22 protein-coding genes are annotated in these 17920 nt (G+C 72.8%); 9 read left to right on the forward strand and 13 right to left on the reverse strand.

Features of this window, described 5'->3' with window-relative positions:
• Positions 1-21: 21 nt before the first annotated feature.
• Positions 22-252 carry a hypothetical protein gene (locus DEJ43_RS29410; RefSeq protein WP_051026199.1) on the forward strand — a complete coding sequence of 77 codons (231 nt, stop codon included), beginning with the start codon at positions 22-24 and terminating at the stop codon, positions 250-252.
• A 5-nt stretch (positions 253-257) separates the two neighbouring features.
• Here DEJ43_RS29410 and DEJ43_RS29415 read toward each other — a convergent pair whose 3' ends face one another.
• Together DEJ43_RS29415 and DEJ43_RS29420 are read right to left on the reverse strand one after the other, a co-directional pair.
• Entirely contained in the window at positions 258-1124 is an 867-nt protein-coding gene (locus DEJ43_RS29415; protein WP_041664334.1) for a polysaccharide deacetylase family protein, read from the reverse strand.
• 47 nt (positions 1125-1171) lie between these two features.
• The gene (locus DEJ43_RS29420) at positions 1172-1369 is read right to left on the reverse strand and encodes a hypothetical protein (RefSeq protein WP_015037042.1); all 198 of its coding nucleotides are present in this window, start codon (positions 1367-1369) and stop codon (positions 1172-1174) included.
• Between the two features lie 114 nt (positions 1370-1483).
• On the opposite strand from DEJ43_RS29420, the gene DEJ43_RS37630 reads away from it, so the two are divergent.
• Positions 1484-3013, forward strand: coding sequence for a hypothetical protein (locus DEJ43_RS37630; RefSeq protein WP_041663026.1), 1530 nt, complete (start codon positions 1484-1486; stop codon positions 3011-3013).
• Here DEJ43_RS37630 and DEJ43_RS29430 read toward each other — a convergent pair.
• The 4 genes from DEJ43_RS29430 to zapE form a co-directional block, all read right to left on the reverse strand.
• Complete coding sequence (locus tag DEJ43_RS29430) at positions 2999-3829, reverse strand: PPK2 family polyphosphate kinase (protein WP_051026201.1); 831 nt, start codon at positions 3827-3829, stop codon at positions 2999-3001. The two genes, DEJ43_RS37630 and DEJ43_RS29430, sit on opposite strands and share 15 nt — an antisense overlap.
• Before the next feature lie 229 nt (positions 3830-4058).
• Complete coding sequence (locus DEJ43_RS29435) at positions 4059-5420, reverse strand: alkaline phosphatase PhoX (RefSeq protein ID WP_015037045.1); 1362 nt, start codon at positions 5418-5420, stop codon at positions 4059-4061.
• Positions 5421-5561: 141 nt separating this feature from the next.
• Positions 5562-5987, reverse strand: coding sequence for an OsmC family protein (locus tag DEJ43_RS29440; protein ID WP_015037046.1), 426 nt, complete (start codon positions 5985-5987; stop codon positions 5562-5564).
• Between the two features lie 34 nt (positions 5988-6021).
• Complete coding sequence (gene zapE / locus DEJ43_RS29445) at positions 6022-7107, reverse strand: cell division protein ZapE (RefSeq protein WP_015037047.1); 1086 nt, start codon at positions 7105-7107, stop codon at positions 6022-6024.
• 36 nt (positions 7108-7143) lie between these two features.
• Here zapE and DEJ43_RS29450 point away from each other — a divergent pair, with 36 nt between their 5' ends.
• The 4 genes from DEJ43_RS29450 to msrB all read left to right on the forward strand — a co-directional run bounded on the left by DEJ43_RS29450 (position 7144) and on the right by msrB (position 10607).
• Complete coding sequence (locus tag DEJ43_RS29450; RefSeq protein WP_015037048.1) at positions 7144-7950, forward strand: pyrimidine reductase family protein; 807 nt, start codon at positions 7144-7146, stop codon at positions 7948-7950.
• A 106-nt stretch (positions 7951-8056) separates the two neighbouring features.
• Positions 8057-8539: a hypothetical protein gene (locus DEJ43_RS29455; protein ID WP_041663027.1), complete on the forward strand. Its 483-nt coding sequence runs from the start codon at positions 8057-8059 to the stop codon at positions 8537-8539.
• Between the two features lie 252 nt (positions 8540-8791).
• Complete coding sequence (gene murC, locus DEJ43_RS29460; RefSeq protein ID WP_015037050.1) at positions 8792-10183, forward strand: UDP-N-acetylmuramate--L-alanine ligase; 1392 nt, start codon at positions 8792-8794, stop codon at positions 10181-10183.
• 16 nt (positions 10184-10199) lie between these two features.
• Complete coding sequence (msrB, locus tag DEJ43_RS29465) at positions 10200-10607, forward strand: peptide-methionine (R)-S-oxide reductase MsrB (protein WP_015037051.1); 408 nt, start codon at positions 10200-10202, stop codon at positions 10605-10607.
• Here msrB and DEJ43_RS29470 read toward each other — a convergent pair.
• From DEJ43_RS29470 to DEJ43_RS29480, 3 genes are read right to left on the reverse strand one after another with little or no spacing between them, the layout of a single operon-like run.
• On the reverse strand, positions 10567-11343 hold the full coding sequence (locus DEJ43_RS29470; protein WP_015037052.1) for an SDR family NAD(P)-dependent oxidoreductase: 777 nt from the start codon (positions 11341-11343) through the stop codon (positions 10567-10569). The two genes, msrB and DEJ43_RS29470, sit on opposite strands and share 41 nt — an antisense overlap.
• The gene (locus DEJ43_RS29475) at positions 11340-12332 is read right to left on the reverse strand and encodes an alpha/beta hydrolase family protein (protein ID WP_015037053.1); all 993 of its coding nucleotides are present in this window, start codon (positions 12330-12332) and stop codon (positions 11340-11342) included. Before DEJ43_RS29475 ends, DEJ43_RS29470 begins: the two co-directional genes overlap by 4 nt.
• Positions 12329-13360 (reverse strand): zinc-binding dehydrogenase, encoded by a 1032-nt coding sequence (locus DEJ43_RS29480; protein ID WP_015037054.1) that lies wholly within the window; start codon positions 13358-13360, stop codon positions 12329-12331. The genes DEJ43_RS29475 and DEJ43_RS29480 overlap by 4 nt, the downstream gene beginning before the upstream one ends.
• Positions 13361-13448: 88 nt before the next feature.
• Between DEJ43_RS29480 and DEJ43_RS29485 the strand changes: the two genes are divergently transcribed.
• Entirely contained in the window at positions 13449-14378 is a 930-nt protein-coding gene (locus DEJ43_RS29485; RefSeq protein ID WP_041663028.1) for a LysR family transcriptional regulator, read from the forward strand.
• A 9-nt stretch (positions 14379-14387) separates the two neighbouring features.
• On the forward strand, positions 14388-14753 hold the full coding sequence (locus DEJ43_RS29490; RefSeq protein ID WP_015037056.1) for an iron chaperone: 366 nt from the start codon (positions 14388-14390) through the stop codon (positions 14751-14753).
• 20 nt (positions 14754-14773) lie between these two features.
• On the opposite strand, the gene DEJ43_RS29495 is transcribed toward DEJ43_RS29490, so the two are convergent.
• From DEJ43_RS29495 to DEJ43_RS29505, 3 genes are all read right to left on the reverse strand, one after another.
• Positions 14774-15559, reverse strand: coding sequence for an SDR family NAD(P)-dependent oxidoreductase (locus DEJ43_RS29495; protein ID WP_041663029.1), 786 nt, complete (start codon positions 15557-15559; stop codon positions 14774-14776).
• Between the two features lie 85 nt (positions 15560-15644).
• A complete protein-coding gene (locus DEJ43_RS29500) occupies positions 15645-15884 on the reverse strand; it encodes a DUF397 domain-containing protein (protein ID WP_015037058.1) in 240 nt (79 codons plus the stop codon).
• On the reverse strand, positions 15881-16714 hold the full coding sequence (locus DEJ43_RS29505) for a helix-turn-helix domain-containing protein (RefSeq protein ID WP_015037059.1): 834 nt from the start codon (positions 16712-16714) through the stop codon (positions 15881-15883). Before DEJ43_RS29505 ends, DEJ43_RS29500 begins: the two co-directional genes overlap by 4 nt.
• 148 nt (positions 16715-16862) lie before the next feature.
• Here DEJ43_RS29505 and DEJ43_RS29510 point away from each other — a divergent pair, with 148 nt between their 5' ends.
• On the forward strand, positions 16863-17303 hold the full coding sequence (locus DEJ43_RS29510; RefSeq protein WP_015037060.1) for an ATP-binding protein: 441 nt from the start codon (positions 16863-16865) through the stop codon (positions 17301-17303).
• 12 nt (positions 17304-17315) lie between these two features.
• Here the strand turns inward: DEJ43_RS29510 and DEJ43_RS29515 are convergent, their stop codons facing one another.
• Positions 17316-17771, reverse strand: coding sequence for a vWA domain-containing protein (locus DEJ43_RS29515; RefSeq protein WP_015037061.1), 456 nt, complete (start codon positions 17769-17771; stop codon positions 17316-17318).
• Between the last annotated feature and the right edge of the window lie 149 nt (positions 17772-17920).

A 17920-nucleotide genomic window follows, 5' to 3' on the forward strand; every position in this document is an offset into this window, starting at 1 on the left:
CTCGAAGGTATGAACGAGTCCATGCCGTACGAGACCACGTCGCACGAGACCACGTCGCACGAGTCGGCGTCGTACTGCGCCCCCGGACCCGCCCCGACGCCCGCCCCGACGTCCGGGACGGCGGCCGAGGGACCGTTCGCCGTCTGCGTCCTCTGCCAGGAGCCGACCGAGTACCCGGAGTCGACGAAGGGCATCACCCTGTGCCCGGTGTGCGAGTGGCAGGAGGCGGAACGCCAGTCCTGCTCGGGCTAGCCGCCTCAGCCGCCCATCAGTTCCGAGACCTTCACGAAGCGGTAGCCGCGGGCTCGGAGTTCCGGGACGATGCGGCGGACGGCCTGTTCCGTGACGGGGGCCGCGCTGCGGGTGCAGTGCATGACGACCAGGGAGCCGGGCCTGACGCCGTCCAGGACCTGGTCGGCGACCGCGTCCGGGTCCTTCGCGAAGGCGTCGCCGCTGACCACGTCCCACTGGACGGCCGTCACCCCCGCCGGGGCGAGCGCGCGGAGGGCCGCGTCATCGTAGCAGCCGCCGGGGAAGCGGAAGTACGGGACGACGTGCACGGCCCCGGCGTCGCGGAACGCGTCGAAGGCGCGCTGGACGTCCGCCGCCATGTCGGGGCCCGCGACGGTCGGCAGGCCGTAGCAGGGGGAGGCGAAGGCGTAGTGGCTGTACGAGTGGTTGGCGATCTCGAAGCGCGGGTCGCCGCCGATGGACTTCGCCTGGTCCGGGTACTCCTCCGCCCAGCGGCCCGTCATGAACACCGTCGCGTCCACCTTGAGCCGGCGCAGGGTGGCGATGAGCTGCGGGTTGTCGAAGTGCTCGCCGCGCGCGGCCCTGGGCCCCTGGTCGGCCGTCATGTCGGCGTCGAAGGTCAGCGCGACGACCTTCTCCGCGCCCTTCGTCCGGCGGTTGTAGACGGGCGTGCGGCCGCCGGGTCCCGGCGCCATGGTGGGCGGTGCGGTGCGGCCGGCCGCGGGCTTCCCGGGGCCGGGTGCCGCGCTCGCCAGGGGTGAGGGGCTGGTGCCGGCGGCGGTCGGCTGCTTCGCCGCGGGGGCCGCCGCGGTCTCGGGGGTGCCTTGGCCGCAGCCGACGAGGACGGCGCCCAGAAGACCGAGCGCCGCCAGGTTTCGTACAGAAGTGTTCACGATCGGAAGTTAACCGATCAAAGTGTCTAACGCTCGCGACTCGACAGCAGCAGCCCCCGAGTCCACGCGCTGAGCTGACGCACCATCGCCTCGGCCTGCGCCGCCCGCTCCCGCCGGAACGGAAGCACGAGGAACGCCGGCACGAACGCGAGCGTCACGAGGAGCAGCGGCAGCGTCGCCACCAGGACGATGAGGGCCCGCTGGGCCCACCGGAGAGTACGCATCGGATTCCTTCGGAGGTGTGGATGAGTCGGCCCCCACCGTCCGCGCCGTCGGGTACGTTGCGAAAGCCGCAACCGTTGCCGGTCCCGTGGCAACGGCCGAGGGGGAGGTGTGCGATGACCGAACTCGCCCGCACGCAGGGGAGTTCGTCGGAGATCGAGCGGGGCGGCGTCCCCGAGGTCGCCGCGCTCGGCAAGGTGTTGACGGACCTGTTCAAGCGCCTGGACATCCCGCAGAGCCAGTACGCCCACCGCGTCCACCTCGACAAGTCCGCCGTCTCCCGCTACCTCTCCGGCCGCCGGCTCGCTCCGCAGGACTTCGTCGACCGCCTGGTGCGGGAGGTCGAGGAGCACCTCGGCGCCCCCCTCCAGCCGGAGGCGAAGGAGGCCCTCCGCAACCAGCGGCTCGACGCGCTGCGGGTCTGCAACCCGGACGAGTTCCAGCTGGAGACCCTGCGCGGCGAACTGGCCCGCTCGCGCCGGGACGCCCAGCGCGCCGACCGCAACATCGAGGCGCTGCACACCCTCCTGGAGCGCAAGGAGGCCGAAGTCCGTCACCTCGCCGACGACCTCACCCGGCTCCGCCTCGACTGGGGCGCCGAGCGCGCCGACCTCGCCCGCATCCAGGACGACCTGCTCCGCGAGGTCGCCCGCCTGCGCGAGGACCTGAGGGACGCCGAACACCTCCGCGCGGACGCCGAACGGCACGGCGAGGAGCTGCGCGAGCAGGTGCTGGGCCTTGAGGAGGAACTCTCGCGGCGCGCCCCGTCGGCCGGGAACCTGCCCCTGGCGGCGTTCAAGGAACAGCTGGTGGCGCTGTGGGAGGAGGAGGACTTCCCCGAGGCGAGCCGTGAGCTGACGGAGGCGGCCTGGTCACGGCCGCTGGCGGAGACGGTGGAGCTGCTGGACTGGGTGAAGGAGACCGCCGGGCTCACCCCGGCGGTGGCGTTCGTCGCCGACGTCGCCCGGCTGAGGCCTCTGCCGGACGTGCTGGCCTTCGCCCCCGAGGTGGCCTGGCAGGGGCGCAGCAGGATCCAGGAGTCGTGGACGACCGCGGTGGCCGCCCGGGTCACCACCCGGAACGCGGCCGTCGTCCATCAGGGACTGCGGAACGCCGAGACCCTCTCCGACTCGGAGAGCGACCGCGTCCTCGCCGAGGCGGTGTCCCGGACGCGGAGCGACGCGGACGCCGTCGGCCTCGTCACGGCCGCCCTCTCCGGCTCCTCGGCGCCGCCGCGGCTGTTCCGCGTGGCGCAGACCCTGGCCCGCGGGCGGCGGGGGGACCACTTCGGCCTGCGGGTCGCGGTCGGCCTCGCGGAGGCCGGCCGGCACGACATGGCGGCCCTCGTCCTCGCCGCCGCCCTGCCGGACCGTCCCGAGGCGGACGAGGTACGGCTCGGCGTGGTGATCCTGGAGCTGACGGGCGCGCAGATCGAGACCCTGTTCGACCTGGTGACCTGGCTCGACGACACGAGGCTCATGACCACCTTCGCCGTCTGGCTGAACCACCCGCGCGACACCGTCCTGCTGGACTGGCTCCTCAGGACCATGGCGCAGCAGGGCCGGCTCGGCCTGCTCGACCTCGGGGCGTCCCGGGCGCTGCGGGACGCCGTCGGCGACTGGCGCCGCCGCTCACGAGGCAAGTAGCCGCCGTCGGCTCTCGGCCACGTCGAAGTCACCCGGCGGGTACGTCGGGTCCAGTGCCTCCAGGTGTTCGAGCAGGAGCCTGCTGATCGCCCAGTTGCGGTACCACTTGCGGTCCGCGGGGACCAGGTACCAGGGCGTCTCGTCCGTCGCGCAGCGCTCCAGGGCGAGCTCGTACGCCTCCTGGTACGCCGGCCACAGCGCGCGCTCCTCGATGTCGCCCACGTTGAACTTCCAGTGCTTCTCCGGATTGTCCAGGCGCTCCAGGAGACGGCTGCGCTGCTCCTCGTACGAGATGTGCAGGAAGACCTTCACGAGCGTCACCCCGTCGTCGGCGAGGGACTGCTCGAAGTCGTTGATCTGGCCGTAGCGGCCTTCCAGTTGCGAGCGCGGGACCAGCTCCCGCACCCGCGCGATGAGCACGTCCTCGTAGTGCGAGCGGTCGAAGATGCCGATCTCGCCCGGCTCGGGGAGCGCCTTCGTGATCCGCCAGAGGAAGGGATGGTTCCGCTCCTCCGGGGTCGGGGCCTTGAAGGCCCGGATGCGGCAGCCCGAGGGGTTGAAGAGGCCGATGACGTGCTTGACCGTGCCGCCCTTGCCGCTGGTGTCCATGCCCTGGAGGACCAGCAGGACACGGCGTCGGTCGCCCGCCGTGCTCGACGCGTACAGGCGCTCCTGGAGGTCGGCGAGCCGGGGGCCGAGGGCGGCGGTGGCGGCCAGGCCGGCCGCCTTGCCGGCGGGGCCTCCGGGGGTCGCCGCCGCGTCGTACGAGGCGAGGTCGATCCGCTCGCCCCCGGGGACGCGGAGCAGCTCCCGCACGGACGGTTCCCGACGCTCCGGCTTCGCCCCGCCGTCCTTCTTCTTCCCGCCGTCCCGCGTCCCGCCGTGCTTCTTCCCGCCGTCCTGCTTCCTCCCCTCTCGCTTACCGTCGTCCTTCTTCCCGTCCCTCTTCGCCACCGCGTGCCCCTTCCGCCGCGCCCTCGTCCTCCCCCGATCCTGCGCCGGAACCCGGCCGCCCGCGAGTGCGGGCGGCCGGGCGGCGGTCAGGTCAGCACCACGGGCCCGTCACGGCGAACGTCGTGCCCGGCGTGTAGCAGTTGACGTACATGGTCTCCCGGTCGGGCGAGAACGTGACGCCCGCGAACTCGCCCCACTCCGGCGCCTCGGTCGTGCCGATGTTCTGCCTGCCCCGGGCCAGCGCGTACACCTCGCCCCGCTCGCTCACCCCGAAGACGTGCTGGGCGCCGTCGCCGTCCTCGCAGACCATCAGGCCGCCGCTCGGCGCCAGGCAGATGTTGTCCGGCGACTCGCCGGGCAGCTGGATGTCGGTGTCCGGGCCGAAGACCACGACGAGGGTGAGCCGGCGCCGGTGCGGCTCGTACTTCCACACCTGGCCGAAGTGGGTGGCGCCCGAGCCGTCCTTGACGCGCGCGAAGGAGGACACGAAGTACACGGCCCGGCCGCCCCAGTAGCAGCCCTCCAGCTTCTGGGCGTGGGTGATGCCCCGGGGGCCGAAGTCCTGGAGCCTGATCGGGGTCTCGGCCGCGAGCGGATCCGGTACGGGAACCCACTCGACGCCCTCGAACCGGGTGCCGGCCTCCTGGACCACCGAGAGGTCGGCCACGCCGGGCACCCGCATGGCCTCCAGGGCCCCGCCGGCCCGCAGCGAGCCCGTACCACCGAGCGGCCGGTTCGGCAGGAAGCGGTAGAAGAGCCCGAAGGGGCGCTCGAAGGCGTCCTCCGTCTCGTAGACGATGCCGCTCGCCGGGTCGATCGCGATCGCCTCGTGCTGGAAGCGGCCCATCGCGGTGAGCGGGACGGCTCCGGTGCGGTGCGGGTCGGCCCCGTCGACCTCGAAGATGAAGCCGTGGTCCTTGGTGTAGCCGTTCGTCCCCGCCTTGTCCTCGGTCTCCTCGCAGGTCAGCCAGGTACGCCAGGGGGTCGGCCCGCCCGCGCAGTTGACGGCCGTTCCGGCGATGGCGACCCGCTCGCCGAGGACGTTGTTCCGGCCGTCGAGCTCCAGGGCCGTACAGCCGCCCTTGCCGGCCGGGTCGTACGTCAGGCCGGGGACGGTGGGGACGCCGATCTTCCCGGTGACCCGGTTCTCGTGGTTGCGGACGAGGTGCACGCGGCCGCGGCGGCCGGCGAAGGCGCCCATGCCGTCGGGGTTGCTGGGCACGAGGCCCTCGCCGGAGCGGAGCGGTTCGCCCTGCCGGGAGAGGACCTTGTAGCGGAAGCCGGCCGGGAGGTCGAGGAGTCCGGCCGGGTCGGGCACGAGCGGGCCGTAGCCGCCGCGGCGCCCGGCGGCGGCCGCGCTGCCGGCGAAGAGTTCGGAGAGGGCGCCGGTGAAGGCGATGCCGGCGACGGACGCGCCGGTGCGGGACAGGATCTGACGTCGTGTTGCGGACATGAGGCAGCAACCCACTTTCTGCTGGCGGACAGACAGGTGGTGTGTGTGACGCGTGACCCGCATGTGTGTATCACGCACGGTGGTGACACGTGAACCATGCGGGCCACAACTGCCTCGTGTGGCGCCGGTGCTGACGTGGTGTCAGGCGAGCTCGGCGGTGAGGGTGATCTTCGTGCCGGTGAGCGCCTGGCTCACCGGGCAGTTCTTCTTCGCGTCCTCGGCCAGCGCCTGGAACTGGTCCGCGTCCAGGCCGGGGACCTCGCCGCGCACGGTCAGGTGGATGCCGGTGATGCCCTCGCCCGGCTGGAAGGTGACGTCGGCCTTGGTCTCCAGGCGGGCCGGCGGAGCGTCCGCCTTGGCCAGGATGTTCGAGAAGGCCATCGAGAAGCAGGAGGAGTGCGCGGCGGCGATGAGCTCCTCGGGGCTGGTCTTCCCGTTCGGCTCCTCGGTGCGGGCCGGCCAGGAGACGTCGTATGAGCCGAGACCGGAGGAGTCGAGGGTGACGACGCCGGAACCCTTGAGGAGGTCGCCCTGCCAGACGGTGTGGGCGTGACGCACGGTGGCCATGGTGGATCCCTTTCGATCGGGTATGGCCTCCAACCTACTGCGCCACAAGCCCCTTGGCGTCGCGGGCGAGCGCGGTGAGCCGGGAGATCGCCCGGAAGTACTTCTTGCGGTATCCGCCGTTCAGCATCTCGTCGCTGAACAGCCGGTCGAAGGGCAGTCCGGAGGCGAGCACGGGTATCTCGCGGTCGTAGAGCCGGTCGGCCAGGACGACCAGGCGCAGCGCCGTCGACTGGTCGGGGACGGGCTGGACGTCGGTGAGGCAGACGGCGGCGAGGTCGTCGGTGAGCGCGCCGTACCGGCTCGGGTGAACCTTGGCCAGGTGTTCGAGCAGGTGCGGGAAGTCGTCGAGGGAGGCGCCCGGCGTGGCGTACGCGGTCTCCGTGACGACCTGGTCGGAGTACGGGGCCGGGGCCTCGGGCAGCCCGCGGTGGCGGTAGTCCTCGCCGTCGATCCGCAGCGGGCGGAAGTGGGCGGAGAGCCCCTGGATCTCGCGGAGGAAGTCGGCGGCGGCGAAGCGGCCCTCGCCGAGCTTGCCGGGGAGGGTGTTGGAGGTGGCGGCGAGCGCCACGCCCGATTCGACGAGCTTGCCGAGCAGGCTGGAGACGAGGACGGTGTCGCCCGGGTCGTCGAGCTCGAACTCGTCGATGCAGAGGAGGCGGTGCCCGCTGAGGGTCTTCACGGTCTGCTGGAAGCCGAGCGCGCCGACCAGGTTGGTCAGCTCGACGAAGGTGCCGAAGGCCTTGAGGGCGGGCTCGGCGGGGGTCGCGTGCCAGAGCGAGGCGAGCAGGTGGGTCTTGCCGACGCCGTAGCCGCCGTCGAGGTAGACCCCGCGCGGCCCGGTGGGGGCGGCCGGCTTGCGGGCGAACCAGCGGCGCTTCCCGGCGCCGGAGGCGTGCGCTCCGCCCAGTCCCTCGGCGAAGGTGCTCAGCGCCTTGACAGCCTCAGTCTGGCTGGGCTGGTTCGGGTCCGGGAGGTAGGTGTCGAACCGTACGGAGTCGAAGCGCGGCGGCGGCACCATCTCGGCGACGAGCCGGTCGGCGGGGACGTGGGGCTCTCGGGAGCAGAGCGAGAGCGGGGCCGCCGGGGCGGAAGCGGCTTCGGTGAGGGCACGGGTCGACACAGTTCCCCACTGTAAGCGCCATGTCAGACTCGAAGGATGCGACGACTGCTGCCTGTGACGGACATGACAGAGCCCGAGACCGCCGGCCGCGAGTGGTCCCTGGACGAGCTCGCCGATGCCTACGCGTACCCCGAGCTGCCGTCGGCCGGGGCCGCGGGGGCCGGCGGGGAGGCCGGGGACGGGGCCTGGCTGCGGGCCAACATGGTCTCCTCGCTCGACGGTGCCGGGCAGCACGACGGGCGCTCCCAGCCGCTCTCCTCCGAGGAGGACATGCGGATCTTCGGCACCCTGCGGGCCCTCGCCGACGTGGTCGTCGTCGGTGCCGAAACGGTACGACTGGAGGGCTACCGCCCGGCACGCGCGCGTGAGGCCTTCGCCGCGCGGCGCGAGGCCGCGGGGCAGGGCCCGGCCCCCGCGATCGCCGTCGTCAGCGCCTCCCTGAACCTGGACTTCTCGCTTCCGCTCTTCACCGAGCCGCTGGTGCCGACCCTGGTCCTGACCGGGGCCGCCGCGCCCGCCGAGCGGGTCGCGGCCGCGCGGGCGGCGGGTGCCGAGGTGCTGGTCGCCGGGGACGGGGCCGGGGTGGAGCCGGCCCGGGCGAGGGCGGTGCTCGCGGAGCGCGGTCTGCGGCGGCAGCTGACCGAGGGCGGGCCCCGGCTGCTCGGGCAGTTCGTGGCGGCGGACGCCCTCGACGAGCTCTGTCTGACGGTCTCGCCCACGATGACCTCGGGGGCCGCCCAGCGGATCGCCGGCGGCCCCGCGGTGGCCGTGCCGACACGCTTCCAGGTGGCTTCCGTGCTGGAGCAGGACGGCTTCCTCTTCACCCGCTACCGTCGGATCTGACAATCGGCGGAATTTGTCGTTCCGCTTACCGTCCGCTGGGCACACTTACTGTCGCAGACCCCGTGCGGGCACGGGGAAGGATGGTTTCCGCAGAAGGGCTCCTGAGGTGTTCACAAGCGTTCTGATGATCGAGAAGCCCCTCACGTCCGTCGACGTGGAGTTCGTCACCACGCTGCACGGCGACGAGGGCATGTCCTTCATCGTTCTGATGCAGCCGCGTGGTGACCAGGCCGATGTACTGCTGCGTGCCATCGACGACGTCGCCATGGGCGAACTGAAGGAAGCGGCGCGAGAGGGCGACGAGCCGGAGGGCAAGGCGGCCAGGGTCCCCGCCGAGGAAGCCCTGGAGTACTCCCTCCGGGCCCTGAGAAACGCCGGCTGCGAGGCGGTCGGCCAGGTCGTCGAGGACCACCCTCTCGACAAGATGAAGGCGGTCGTCGACGAGTCCGCGGCGGACGAGGTGATCGTCCTCACCGCCCCGCACTACGTGGAGGAGTTCTTCCACCGCGACTGGGCCTCCCGGGCCCGCCACAAGGTCGGCGTCCCCGTCCTCAAGCTCTTCGCCCACAGCGAGGAAGCCGGCGAGTAGCCGCGGCGGCCCGGGTCCGCGCCCCGTGCAGGGGGCGCGGACCCGAGCCGGACCCGGCCACCGCGCCGGGCGGTGCGGGCCACCGTGCCAGGCACCACACGGCGAGCGCGCCCCCCGATGCACAGCCACCGCGCCCCCCGCCGCGAGGCCGCCGCGCCACGCGCCCGGCCCCGTCGCCGCCGCCGGGGCCACCCGGGCGGAGCCACTAGGCTGGGGACCTCCAAGCACGTCGAACCCCGGGGAGAGATCCGCATGGCACCCGCCATCCCTGCCGCCATGGAACGGCCGCACTTCATCGGCATCGGCGGTGCCGGAATGTCGGGCATCGCGAAGATCCTCGCCCAGCGCGGAGCCAAGGTCGCCGGAAGCGACGCCAAGGAATCCGCGACCGCCGAGTCGCTGCGCGCCCTCGGCGTCACCGTGCACATCGGCCACGCCGCCGAGCACCTCGCCGACGACGCCTCCGCCGTCGTCGTCTCCAGCGCCATCCGCGCCGACAACCCCGAGCTGGCCCGCGCCGCCGAGCTCGGCATCCCCGTCGTCCACCGCTCCGACGCGCTCGCCTCCCTCATGGACGGCCTGCGCGCGATCGCCGTCGCCGGTACGCACGGCAAGACGACCACCACCTCGATGCTGGCCGTCGCGCTCACCGAGCTCGGTCTCGACCCCTCGTACGCCATCGGCGGCGACCTGGCGGGCCCCGGCACCAACGCGCTGCACGGCGACGGCGAGGTCTTCGTCGCCGAGGCCGACGAGAGCGACCGCAGCTTCCAGAAGTACGACCCCGAGGTCGCGATCGTCCTCAACGTCGAGCTGGACCACCACGCGAACTACGCCTCCATGGACGAGATCTACGAGTCCTTCGAGGCCTTCACCGCCAAGATCCGCCCCGGCGGCACCCTGGTCGTCGGCGAGCACGCCGGCGCGCGCGAGCTGGCCCGCCGGGTCGCCGACCGCGAGGGCCTCGACATCGTCACGGTCGGCGAGTCCGAGGACTCCGACGCCCGCATCCTCAAGATCGTCCCGAACGGGATGAAGAGCGAGGTGACGGTCGCCCTCGACGGCGTCGAGCACACCTTCACCGTCTCCGTGCCCGGCCGCCACTACGCCCACAACGCCGCCGCGGCCCTCGCCGCCGGCGCCCGCGTCGGCATCGACCCGGCCGAGCTCGCCCAGGCCCTCACCGCCTACACCGGCGTCGGCCGCCGCCTCCAGCTCAAGGGCGAGGCCAAGGGCGTCCAGGTCATCGACTCGTACGCGCACCACCCCACCGAGATGACCGCGGACCTGGAGGCCATGCGCGGCGCCGCCGGGGCCTCCCGCCTCCTGGTCGTCTTCCAGCCGCACCTCTTCTCCCGCACCCAGGAACTGGGCAAGGAGATGGGCGACGCGCTGGCCCTCGCGGACGCGTCCGTCGTCCTCGACATCTACCCGGCGCGTGAGGACCCCATCCCGGGCATCACCAGCGAGCTGATCATCGCCGCCGCGCGGCAGGCGGGCGCCGACGTCACGGCCGTCCACGACAAGGCGGCCGTGCCGGGTGTCGTGGCGGGAATGGCCGGGCCCGGCGATCTCGTTCTCACCATGGGCGCGGGCGACGTCACGGACCTCGGCCCGCTGATCCTGGACCACCTGTCGAAGTAGCAGAGGGAGCGAGCTCATGGCGTACGACGTCGAGAAGCCGGACGAGCAGTGGCGTGCGGAGCTGACCCCGGCGGAGTACCAGGTGCTGCGCCAGGCGGGCACCGAGCCCGCCTTCCGCGGTGAGTACACCGACACCACCACCAAGGGCGTGTACTCCTGCCGGGCCTGTGGCGCGGAGCTGTTCACCTCGACCGAGAAGTTCGAGTCGCACTGCGGCTGGCCGTCCTTCTACGACCCGAAGGACAGCTCGGCCGTCGAACTGATCGCGGACACCTCGCACGGCATGGTCCGCACCGAGGTCCGCTGCTCCCGCTGCGGCTCCCACCTGGGCCACGTCTTCGAGGGCGAGGGCTACCCCACCCCGACGGACCAGCGGTACTGCATCAACTCGATCTCGCTCCGGCTGGAGCCGGAGGCGGGCTGACGGAGCCGACCAGGCCCCCGTCGACGACGAGGTCCTGGCCGTTGACGTAGGAGGCGTCGGCCGAGGCGAGGAACGCCACGGCCGCCGCCACCTCTTCCGGGCGCCCGAAGCGCCCGGCGACGATCCCGCCGGTCACCGCCGCCGCCTCGGCCTCGCTCAGCGAGGCCGCCGGGTACATGGGGGTGTCGATGTAACCGGGGCTGACGGAGTTGACGCGGATGCCGCGCGGCGCGAGGCCGGCGGCGAGGGTCCTGGCCAGGTTGTGCACGGCGGCCTTGGTCGCCGAGTACAGGGTCAGGACGCTGTTGCCGCGGTGCAGGGTCCACGAGGCGTTGATCACGACCGATCCGCCGTCCACGAGCAGCGGCAGCGCCTTCTGCACCGTGAAGAACACCCCCTTCAGGTTGACGTCGACCGTCCGGTCGAAGGCCGCCTCCGTGATCTCCTCGAACGGCAGGAACGTCCCCGCGCCCGCGTTCGCGAACACGCTGTCGAGCCGGCCATGCCGCTCCCCGACGAGGTCCATCAGCGCGTCCACCGCGCCGAGGTCCGCCACGTCGGCCACCGCGCCCGAGGCGCGCGGGCCGAGCTTGGCGACGGCCGCGTCCACCCGGTCGCGGGTCCTGCCGGTGACGACGACGTGCGCGCCCTCGGAGAGCAGCCGGTGCGCGGTGGCCAGGCCCATGCCGCTGGTGCCGCCGGTGATGAGGACGGTCCTGCCGGTGAAGCGGTTCACGCGCGGGCTCCTGTCAGGGTGTGGGTGATCCAGTCCGCGAGCAGCGGCAGCCACGCCGCCCGGGCGTTGCCCAGGAGGTGGTCGCCCTCCGGGACGCAGACGTAGGCGCCGCGCGGTGCGAGGCGGGCCAGCGGTTCCCCGTTCGTCACGCCGGGGATGACGTCCCGGGCCCCGTCGACGGTCAGCAGCGGGGCCTCGATCCGCGGGGCCAGTCCGCTCAGGTCGACCCGGCCGGTGAACGCGCGGGCGGCCTCCTCCCCGCCGGTGCGCCGGATCAGGATGTCCCGTACCGGCTGGGGCAGTTCTGCCCAGTCGAGCCGGAAGGGACCGCTGACGGTCGCGACGGCGGCCACCCGGGGTTCGAGCGCTGCGGTCTCGGCCGCGTAGTAGCCGCCCAGGCTGAGCCCGACCACCCCGACGCGGGGAACGCCGAGGGCGTCGACGACCCGGCCGACGACCTGGTGGTAGTCCGCCCGCTTGGTGGTCGTGGCCCGCAGCACCCCCTGCCCCGGCCCGTCCATCGCGAACACCGCGAGGCCCCGGGCGAGCAGCGCGGACGCGAGGTCGAGGAACTCCTCCTTGGCCGAGTCCAGACCCGGTACGACGATCACGGTGCCGGGCGCGTCGGCGGGGCCGCGCAGCCAGCCGGTGAACTCCGGGCCGCTGATCCGGCGTGCCCCGGGCTCCAGGAGCGCAAGACCCCGGCCCAGGGCGTTGTCCGCCTCCGCCGCGGCCGCGTCGGCCTCCTCGTACGGCGCGAGGGTCGCGACATGGAACCACCGGGCCGCCGTCAGCAGGAACTCACCCGCCGACCGGGCGGACCCGGCCTGCTCCGCGCGCCGCACGTGGTCGCGTGCGGTCCGCCGGAAGGCGGGACCCCAGTCGGCGACGGACGCCAGGTCCTCGGTGACCCGCCGGTACTCCTGCGGGTCGAGGCCCGCGCCGAGGGCGCGGGACCACTGTGCGTCGACGAACTCGGCCACGCTCATCGGGTCCCTCCTGTCGTCGCGGGGCGCTCCGCCGTCCGGGTCGCTCCTGTCGTCGCGGGGTGGCCTGCCGCCCGGGCCGCCCCTGTCGTCGCGGGCTGCCCCGCCGTCCGGGTCGCCCCCGTCGTGAGGACGGCCTTGCCGCGCACCCGGCGCTCCCGCAGGTCGACCAGGACGTCCGCGGTCTCCGACCAGTCCGCCGTCCGGCCGATCTCCGGGTGCAGCCGCCCCCGCTCCACAAGCCGCACCAGCGCGGCGAGGTCGCGGCCGTACGGGGCGCCCGCGTAGTGGAAGTGCCGGATCGTGACGCGCTCGGGCCCGCCGAGGAGCTCGAAGAAGTCGAGGGTGGCGGGGGTGCGGCTCGCCTGGCCGAACCAGACGACGAGACCGCCCGGCCGGACCTTGGACACGGCCACGGGCAGGTGCGGGCCGCCGGTGGACTCCAGGACGACGTCGTACGGCCCGCGGGCGTCCGCGACCTCGTGCACCACCTCGGCCGCGCCCAGCTCGGCGAGCCGCGCACCGCGCTCGGGGGTGGCCGTCACCACGGTCAGTTCGGCCCCCGCGGCGGCCGCCAGCTCGGTGACGTAGTGCCCGACCCCGCCGGAGGCGCCGGTCAGCAGGACCCGCGCGCCGGCCAGGGACCCGGCGGTCCGCAGCAGCCGCAGGGCGGTGATCCCCGCCAGGGGGAGGGCCGCCGCCCGGACGCTGTCGATGCCGTCCGGGAGGACGGCGAGTGAGTGGGTGGGGACGGCGGCGTACTCGGCCCACCCGCCGTGGGGCGGGTGCCCGACGACGCGGGTGCCGATGCCGGGGCCCGAGCCGTCCGCCGCCGCCTGGACGACGAGCCCCGCGATGTCCTTGCCGGGGAGCAGCCCGGAGGCGGGCCGCTCCAGCAGGAACGTCTCGCCGCGGTTGGGCGCGAACGCCTCGACCTTCACCAGCGCCTCATGGGGCCCGGGGACGGGCTGGGGCGCCTCGGTGAACTCCACCGGCCGCAGCGCGTCCCCCGTGGGAATCAGTTGTCGCATGGGGACGATGCAAGCCGTCGAACCCCCGGTGATCCAACAACCGGCGGGAGAGCCCGACAACCAACGGTTGTCTCCTAAGGTGGGCGGCGTGGATCTGGACACGGCGCAGCTGCGCGCCTTCGTGCACGCCGCCCGCGAGGCGCACTTCGGCCGGGCGGCCGCCGACCTGTCCCTGACCCAGCAGGCCCTCTCCAAGCGGATCGCCCGGCTGGAATCACTGCTCGGTACGCGGCTGTTCGAGCGCCTCGGCCACGGCGTCGCCCTCACCGAGGCGGGCCGCCGCCTCCTCGACCCGGCCCGCCGGGTCCTCGCCGCCACCGACGACGCCGTCGCGGCCGTGGCGAGTGAGGAACGCCCCCTCCGCGTCGACGTGTGGGGCCACCTGTACGCGCCGATGCGGACCCTGCGCCAAGTCGCCGGACCGGCACGGGAACTGGAGCTGGGCCACGGCCGAGACCTGCCCGCCGTGTCGGCGGCCCTGCTGCACGGCGACATCGACGCGGCCTTCGGACGCGTGCACCCGCCGCTCCCCACCGGTCTGACCCACCGTCTCGTCCGGCTCGAACCCGTCGACGCCGTACTGAGCGCCGGCCACCCGCTCGCGGCCGAGCCGGCGCTCAGGCCCGAGCAGCTGCGCGACAGCGTGCTGTGGGCGCCGGGGGCGCTCGACCGGCTGGACTTCCTGCGCCGGTTCGCCGACCGCTTCGGCGTCCGCGAGCGGGCCGGCAGCGTGAACCTGGGCCTCGCCCCCTTTCTCACCGAGGTGGCGGCGGACCCGCGCCGCTTCTCGCTGCTGCCCGCCGACGTCCCCCTGCCGGACGTCCCCGGACTGCGCTCGGTCCCGCTGGTCGACCCGACCCCGATGTACGCCTGGTCGCTCCTGTGGCGCACCGGGAACCCCCACCCCGGCCTGAGCGGCCTCGCGGCGGCCTGCGCGGGGGAGGCGGGCCGGAGCCGCTGGCTGGAGTACGACCCGACCCGCGACTGGCTGCCGGACGACCCCGCGCCGCCGCTCTAAGCTCACGGCATGGTGCGGAGCAGCGCGGAAGACGTCGACGGATACCTGGCCGAGGTGCCGGAAGACCGCAGGGAGGCCCTGACGAGGCTCCGGCGGCTGTGCCGGGCGGAGCTCACGGGCTTCGAAGAGGTCATGGCGTACGGCATGCCCGCGTACGAGCGGAACGGCACGGCCGAGATCGCCTTCGCGAGCCAGCGGCAGTGCATCTCCTTCTACCTCATGCGGAGCGACGTCCGGGAGGCCTTCGAGGAGCGGCTGGCCGAGCAGGACATGGGCAAGGGCTGCCTGCGGTTCCGGAAACCGGAACGCGTCGACTTCGACCTGGTACGCGATCTCCTGAAGGCCACGGCGGCCGCCCCGGGCACCATCTGCTGACCCCCGGGGCCGCCACCGCCTCAGTGGACGGAGAAGCCGCCGTCCACGAACAGCGACTGCCCCGTGACGTACGCGGAGGAGGTGCTCGCCAGGAAGACGGCCGCGCCGGCGAAGTCCTCGGCGAGCCCGTTCCGCCCGACCATCGTGCGCGCGGCGAGCGCGGCGACCTTCTCCGGGTCGGAGGAGAGCCGCTCGTTGAGCGCGGTCATGACGAAGCCGGGGACCAGGGTGTTGGCCGTGACGCCGTTCGGGGACCAGGCCTCCGCCTGCGAACGGGCCAGTGACTCCAGGGCGCCCTTGGACACCCCGTACGCACCGCTCTGCACGAAGGCGCGGTGCGCCTGCTGCGAGGTGATGTGGATGATCCGGCCGAAGCCCCGCTCGGCCATCCCGGGACCGAAACGCCGGCCGAGGAGGAACGGCGCCTCCAGGTTCACGGTCATCGTCGTGTCCCAGACCTCGTCGTCGAGCTCGCCGAACGGCGGACGGAGGTTGATGCCCGCGGAGTTGACCAGGATGTCGGGCTCACCGAAGACGGCCGCGGCCGCCTCCGCGCCCGCCTTGATCCCCTCGCGGGTGCTCAGGTCGGCGCTCACCCAGGCCGCGCGGCAGCCGTCGGCCGTCAGCTCCTCGACGGTCGCGGTCAGCTCCGCCTCCTTGCGCGCCAGCACGACCACGCTCGCCCCGGCGCGGGCGAGGGCGCCGGCGATGGCCCGGCCGATGCCGGAACTGCCGCCGGTGACGAGGGCGGTGCGCCCGTCGAGGGAGAAGAGGTCGGAGAGGTACCCGCCGGGCGTCGTGCTCATCTGGTCTGCGCTCCTCGCGTCGTGCGTGTACCGGCCCGTCCAGATGCGGTGGAGGGCAGGTACACGCATCCTGCCAGACGCGTTCTCACGCCAGCCGGGCGAGGAACTCCGTCCAGGCGCCGGGCGCCACGGCGAACTGCGGACCGTCGGGGTTCTTGGAGTCGCGGACGTGGACGGTGGAGGGGCAGGAGGCGACCTCGACGCAGTTGCCGCCGTCACCGCAGCTGTAGCTGGACTTGTGCCAGGAGAGGGCGACTTCGACGCAGTCGTCGCCGCTGCCGCTGCTGTAGCTGCTCTTGAACCAGGCCAGGTCAGTGGTGCTCATAGTGCTCCTCGGATCTCCCGCAGCAGGCTCACGGACTCTTCAGGTGACAGAGCCTGTGCTCGCATCCTGGCATATCGCTGTTGGAGGATGCTGACCACTTTGGGGTCGGAGATGAGCTGGCCGGTCTCCTGGCCCTCGCAGTAGGCGTACCAGGAGTTCTCCTCGGTCTCCAGGAGGCGCAGGGGTCCGCCGAGACCCGCGTGGTGCCCGCGCGACTGCGGCATGACCTGGACGTCGATGTTGCGCCGCCCGCAGAGGCCGAGGGCGTGGTCGATCTGTTCGCCCATCACCGCCGGGCCGCCTACCTGGCGGCGCAGGGCGTGCTCCTCGATGATGAAGCTGAAGATCGTCTCCGGGCGTTCCGTGAGGAGGCTCGCCCGCTCCATGCGGGCGACCAGGCTGGACTCGATCTTGTCGTCGCCCATCGCCGGGATCTGTTCCTCGAAGAGCGTCCGGGCGTACGCGGGGGTCTGGAACAAGCCTGGCACGAGCCGGTTCTCGTAGGTGTACAGCGTCACGGCGTGGGGCTCCAGTTCGGCCAACCCCTCGAACCACTTCGCCAGCCCCGCCCTCCGCGTCAGGTGTTTCGCCGCCGCGCGGATCACCCCGAACGCGTCCAGCCGTTCCTCCGCGCGGTCCACGAACTCCTTCGACGGCAGGCGCCGGCCCTGTTCGATCGAGGCGATCATGGGGACCGAGTAGCCCACCTGCGGGGCGAACTGTTCCTGGGTCAGGCCCGCGCGTTTGCGGAAGACCTTGACCACCTCCCCGAAAGCCTTCAGGCTCTCCGACGTCTCCGGTTCGCTTCCCTTCGGAACCTCGTCCGTCACCCCGCCACCTCCGTACCCGTGTGCTCGCGCTGAACGGAACAAGGCTCACTGATAGTTACCGGTACAGTCCAGAGTGTGAACCCGTACGCTGGGCAGCGTACGAGTTTCTGAGCTGGTAACTGCCCTCGGGCGGCGCCACATTGGCCCCATGACCTCCCCCGTGACCCGCGAAGCGCCCGTCACCGTACGTGTGTTCACCCAGCGCTTCAGTTCGACCCCGCGCGGCGCCCGGCTGGCCCGCCGGCTCACCCTCCACCAGCTCGACCGCTGGAGGATCCCGTACGGCTCCGAGGCCTCCGACACGGCCGCGCTCCTGGTCGCCGAACTCGCCGCCAACGCCGTCACGCACGGCCGGGTGCCCGGGCGCGACTTCGAGCTGACGCTCTCGTACACGCCCGGGCTGCGGCTCCGGATCGACGTCTCCGACACCCGGGGCGAACGGCGGCCGGCCGCCACGACCCGGGGCCCGCTCGACGAGGGCGGGCGGGGCCTGCTCCTCGTCGAGGCGCTCGCCTCACGGTGGGCCGTGCTCGACCGCGTACCGGTCGGAAAGACGGTACGTGCCGAGCTCGACCTCGTGGTTCCCTGAACCGGCGGTGGGTCAGAAGGGCGTCCCGGTGATCCACCTCGTCCCCAGGAACGTGGTGTCAGGCCGGAGTTGCACGGTGTCGTGGCCCGGCCAGCCGTCGAGCATCCGGGGTCCGTCGAGCGCGCCGAGGCAGGTGAAGACGAGCGAGTCCTCGGGGCCGTTGGAGCGGAGCCAGCGGGTGCCCGTGAACGGCGGATTGGTGTTCTTTGCGAGCTGGACGGCGCCGGTGGCCGTGTTCCCGTCGAGATAGCGGGTCTCGTTGAACGAGTCGAGGACGTCGAAGAAGTTGGTCAGGTCCAGCTCTTCGACGCACAGGAACGTGAACTGATTGTTGCCCAGGTGGTTCATCTCCCATCGCGTACCCGGATCTTCCCTGTTCCGCAGAGAAACCGTGCCCTGGGTGTAGGTGCCGGCGAGGTACTTCTTTCCGGCATCGGGGGCCCTGCATTCGAGATGCACCAGAACCATGGCGGGGCTCCGTTCTGGTTGGGTGGGATCGACGGAGGCTGCTGTCCGCAGGCGCCTGCACGCGTCTCCACCACCAGGTTCGCCCCACTCCGGCCCTCGTGCAACTCGCGTGCCGGGGACGCTCCTTGATGGTTCAAGGAGCGTCCCCG

It is taken from the genome of Streptomyces venezuelae ATCC 10712 (genome assembly GCF_008639165.1).
Lineage (GTDB): Bacteria > Actinomycetota > Actinomycetes > Streptomycetales > Streptomycetaceae > Streptomyces > Streptomyces venezuelae.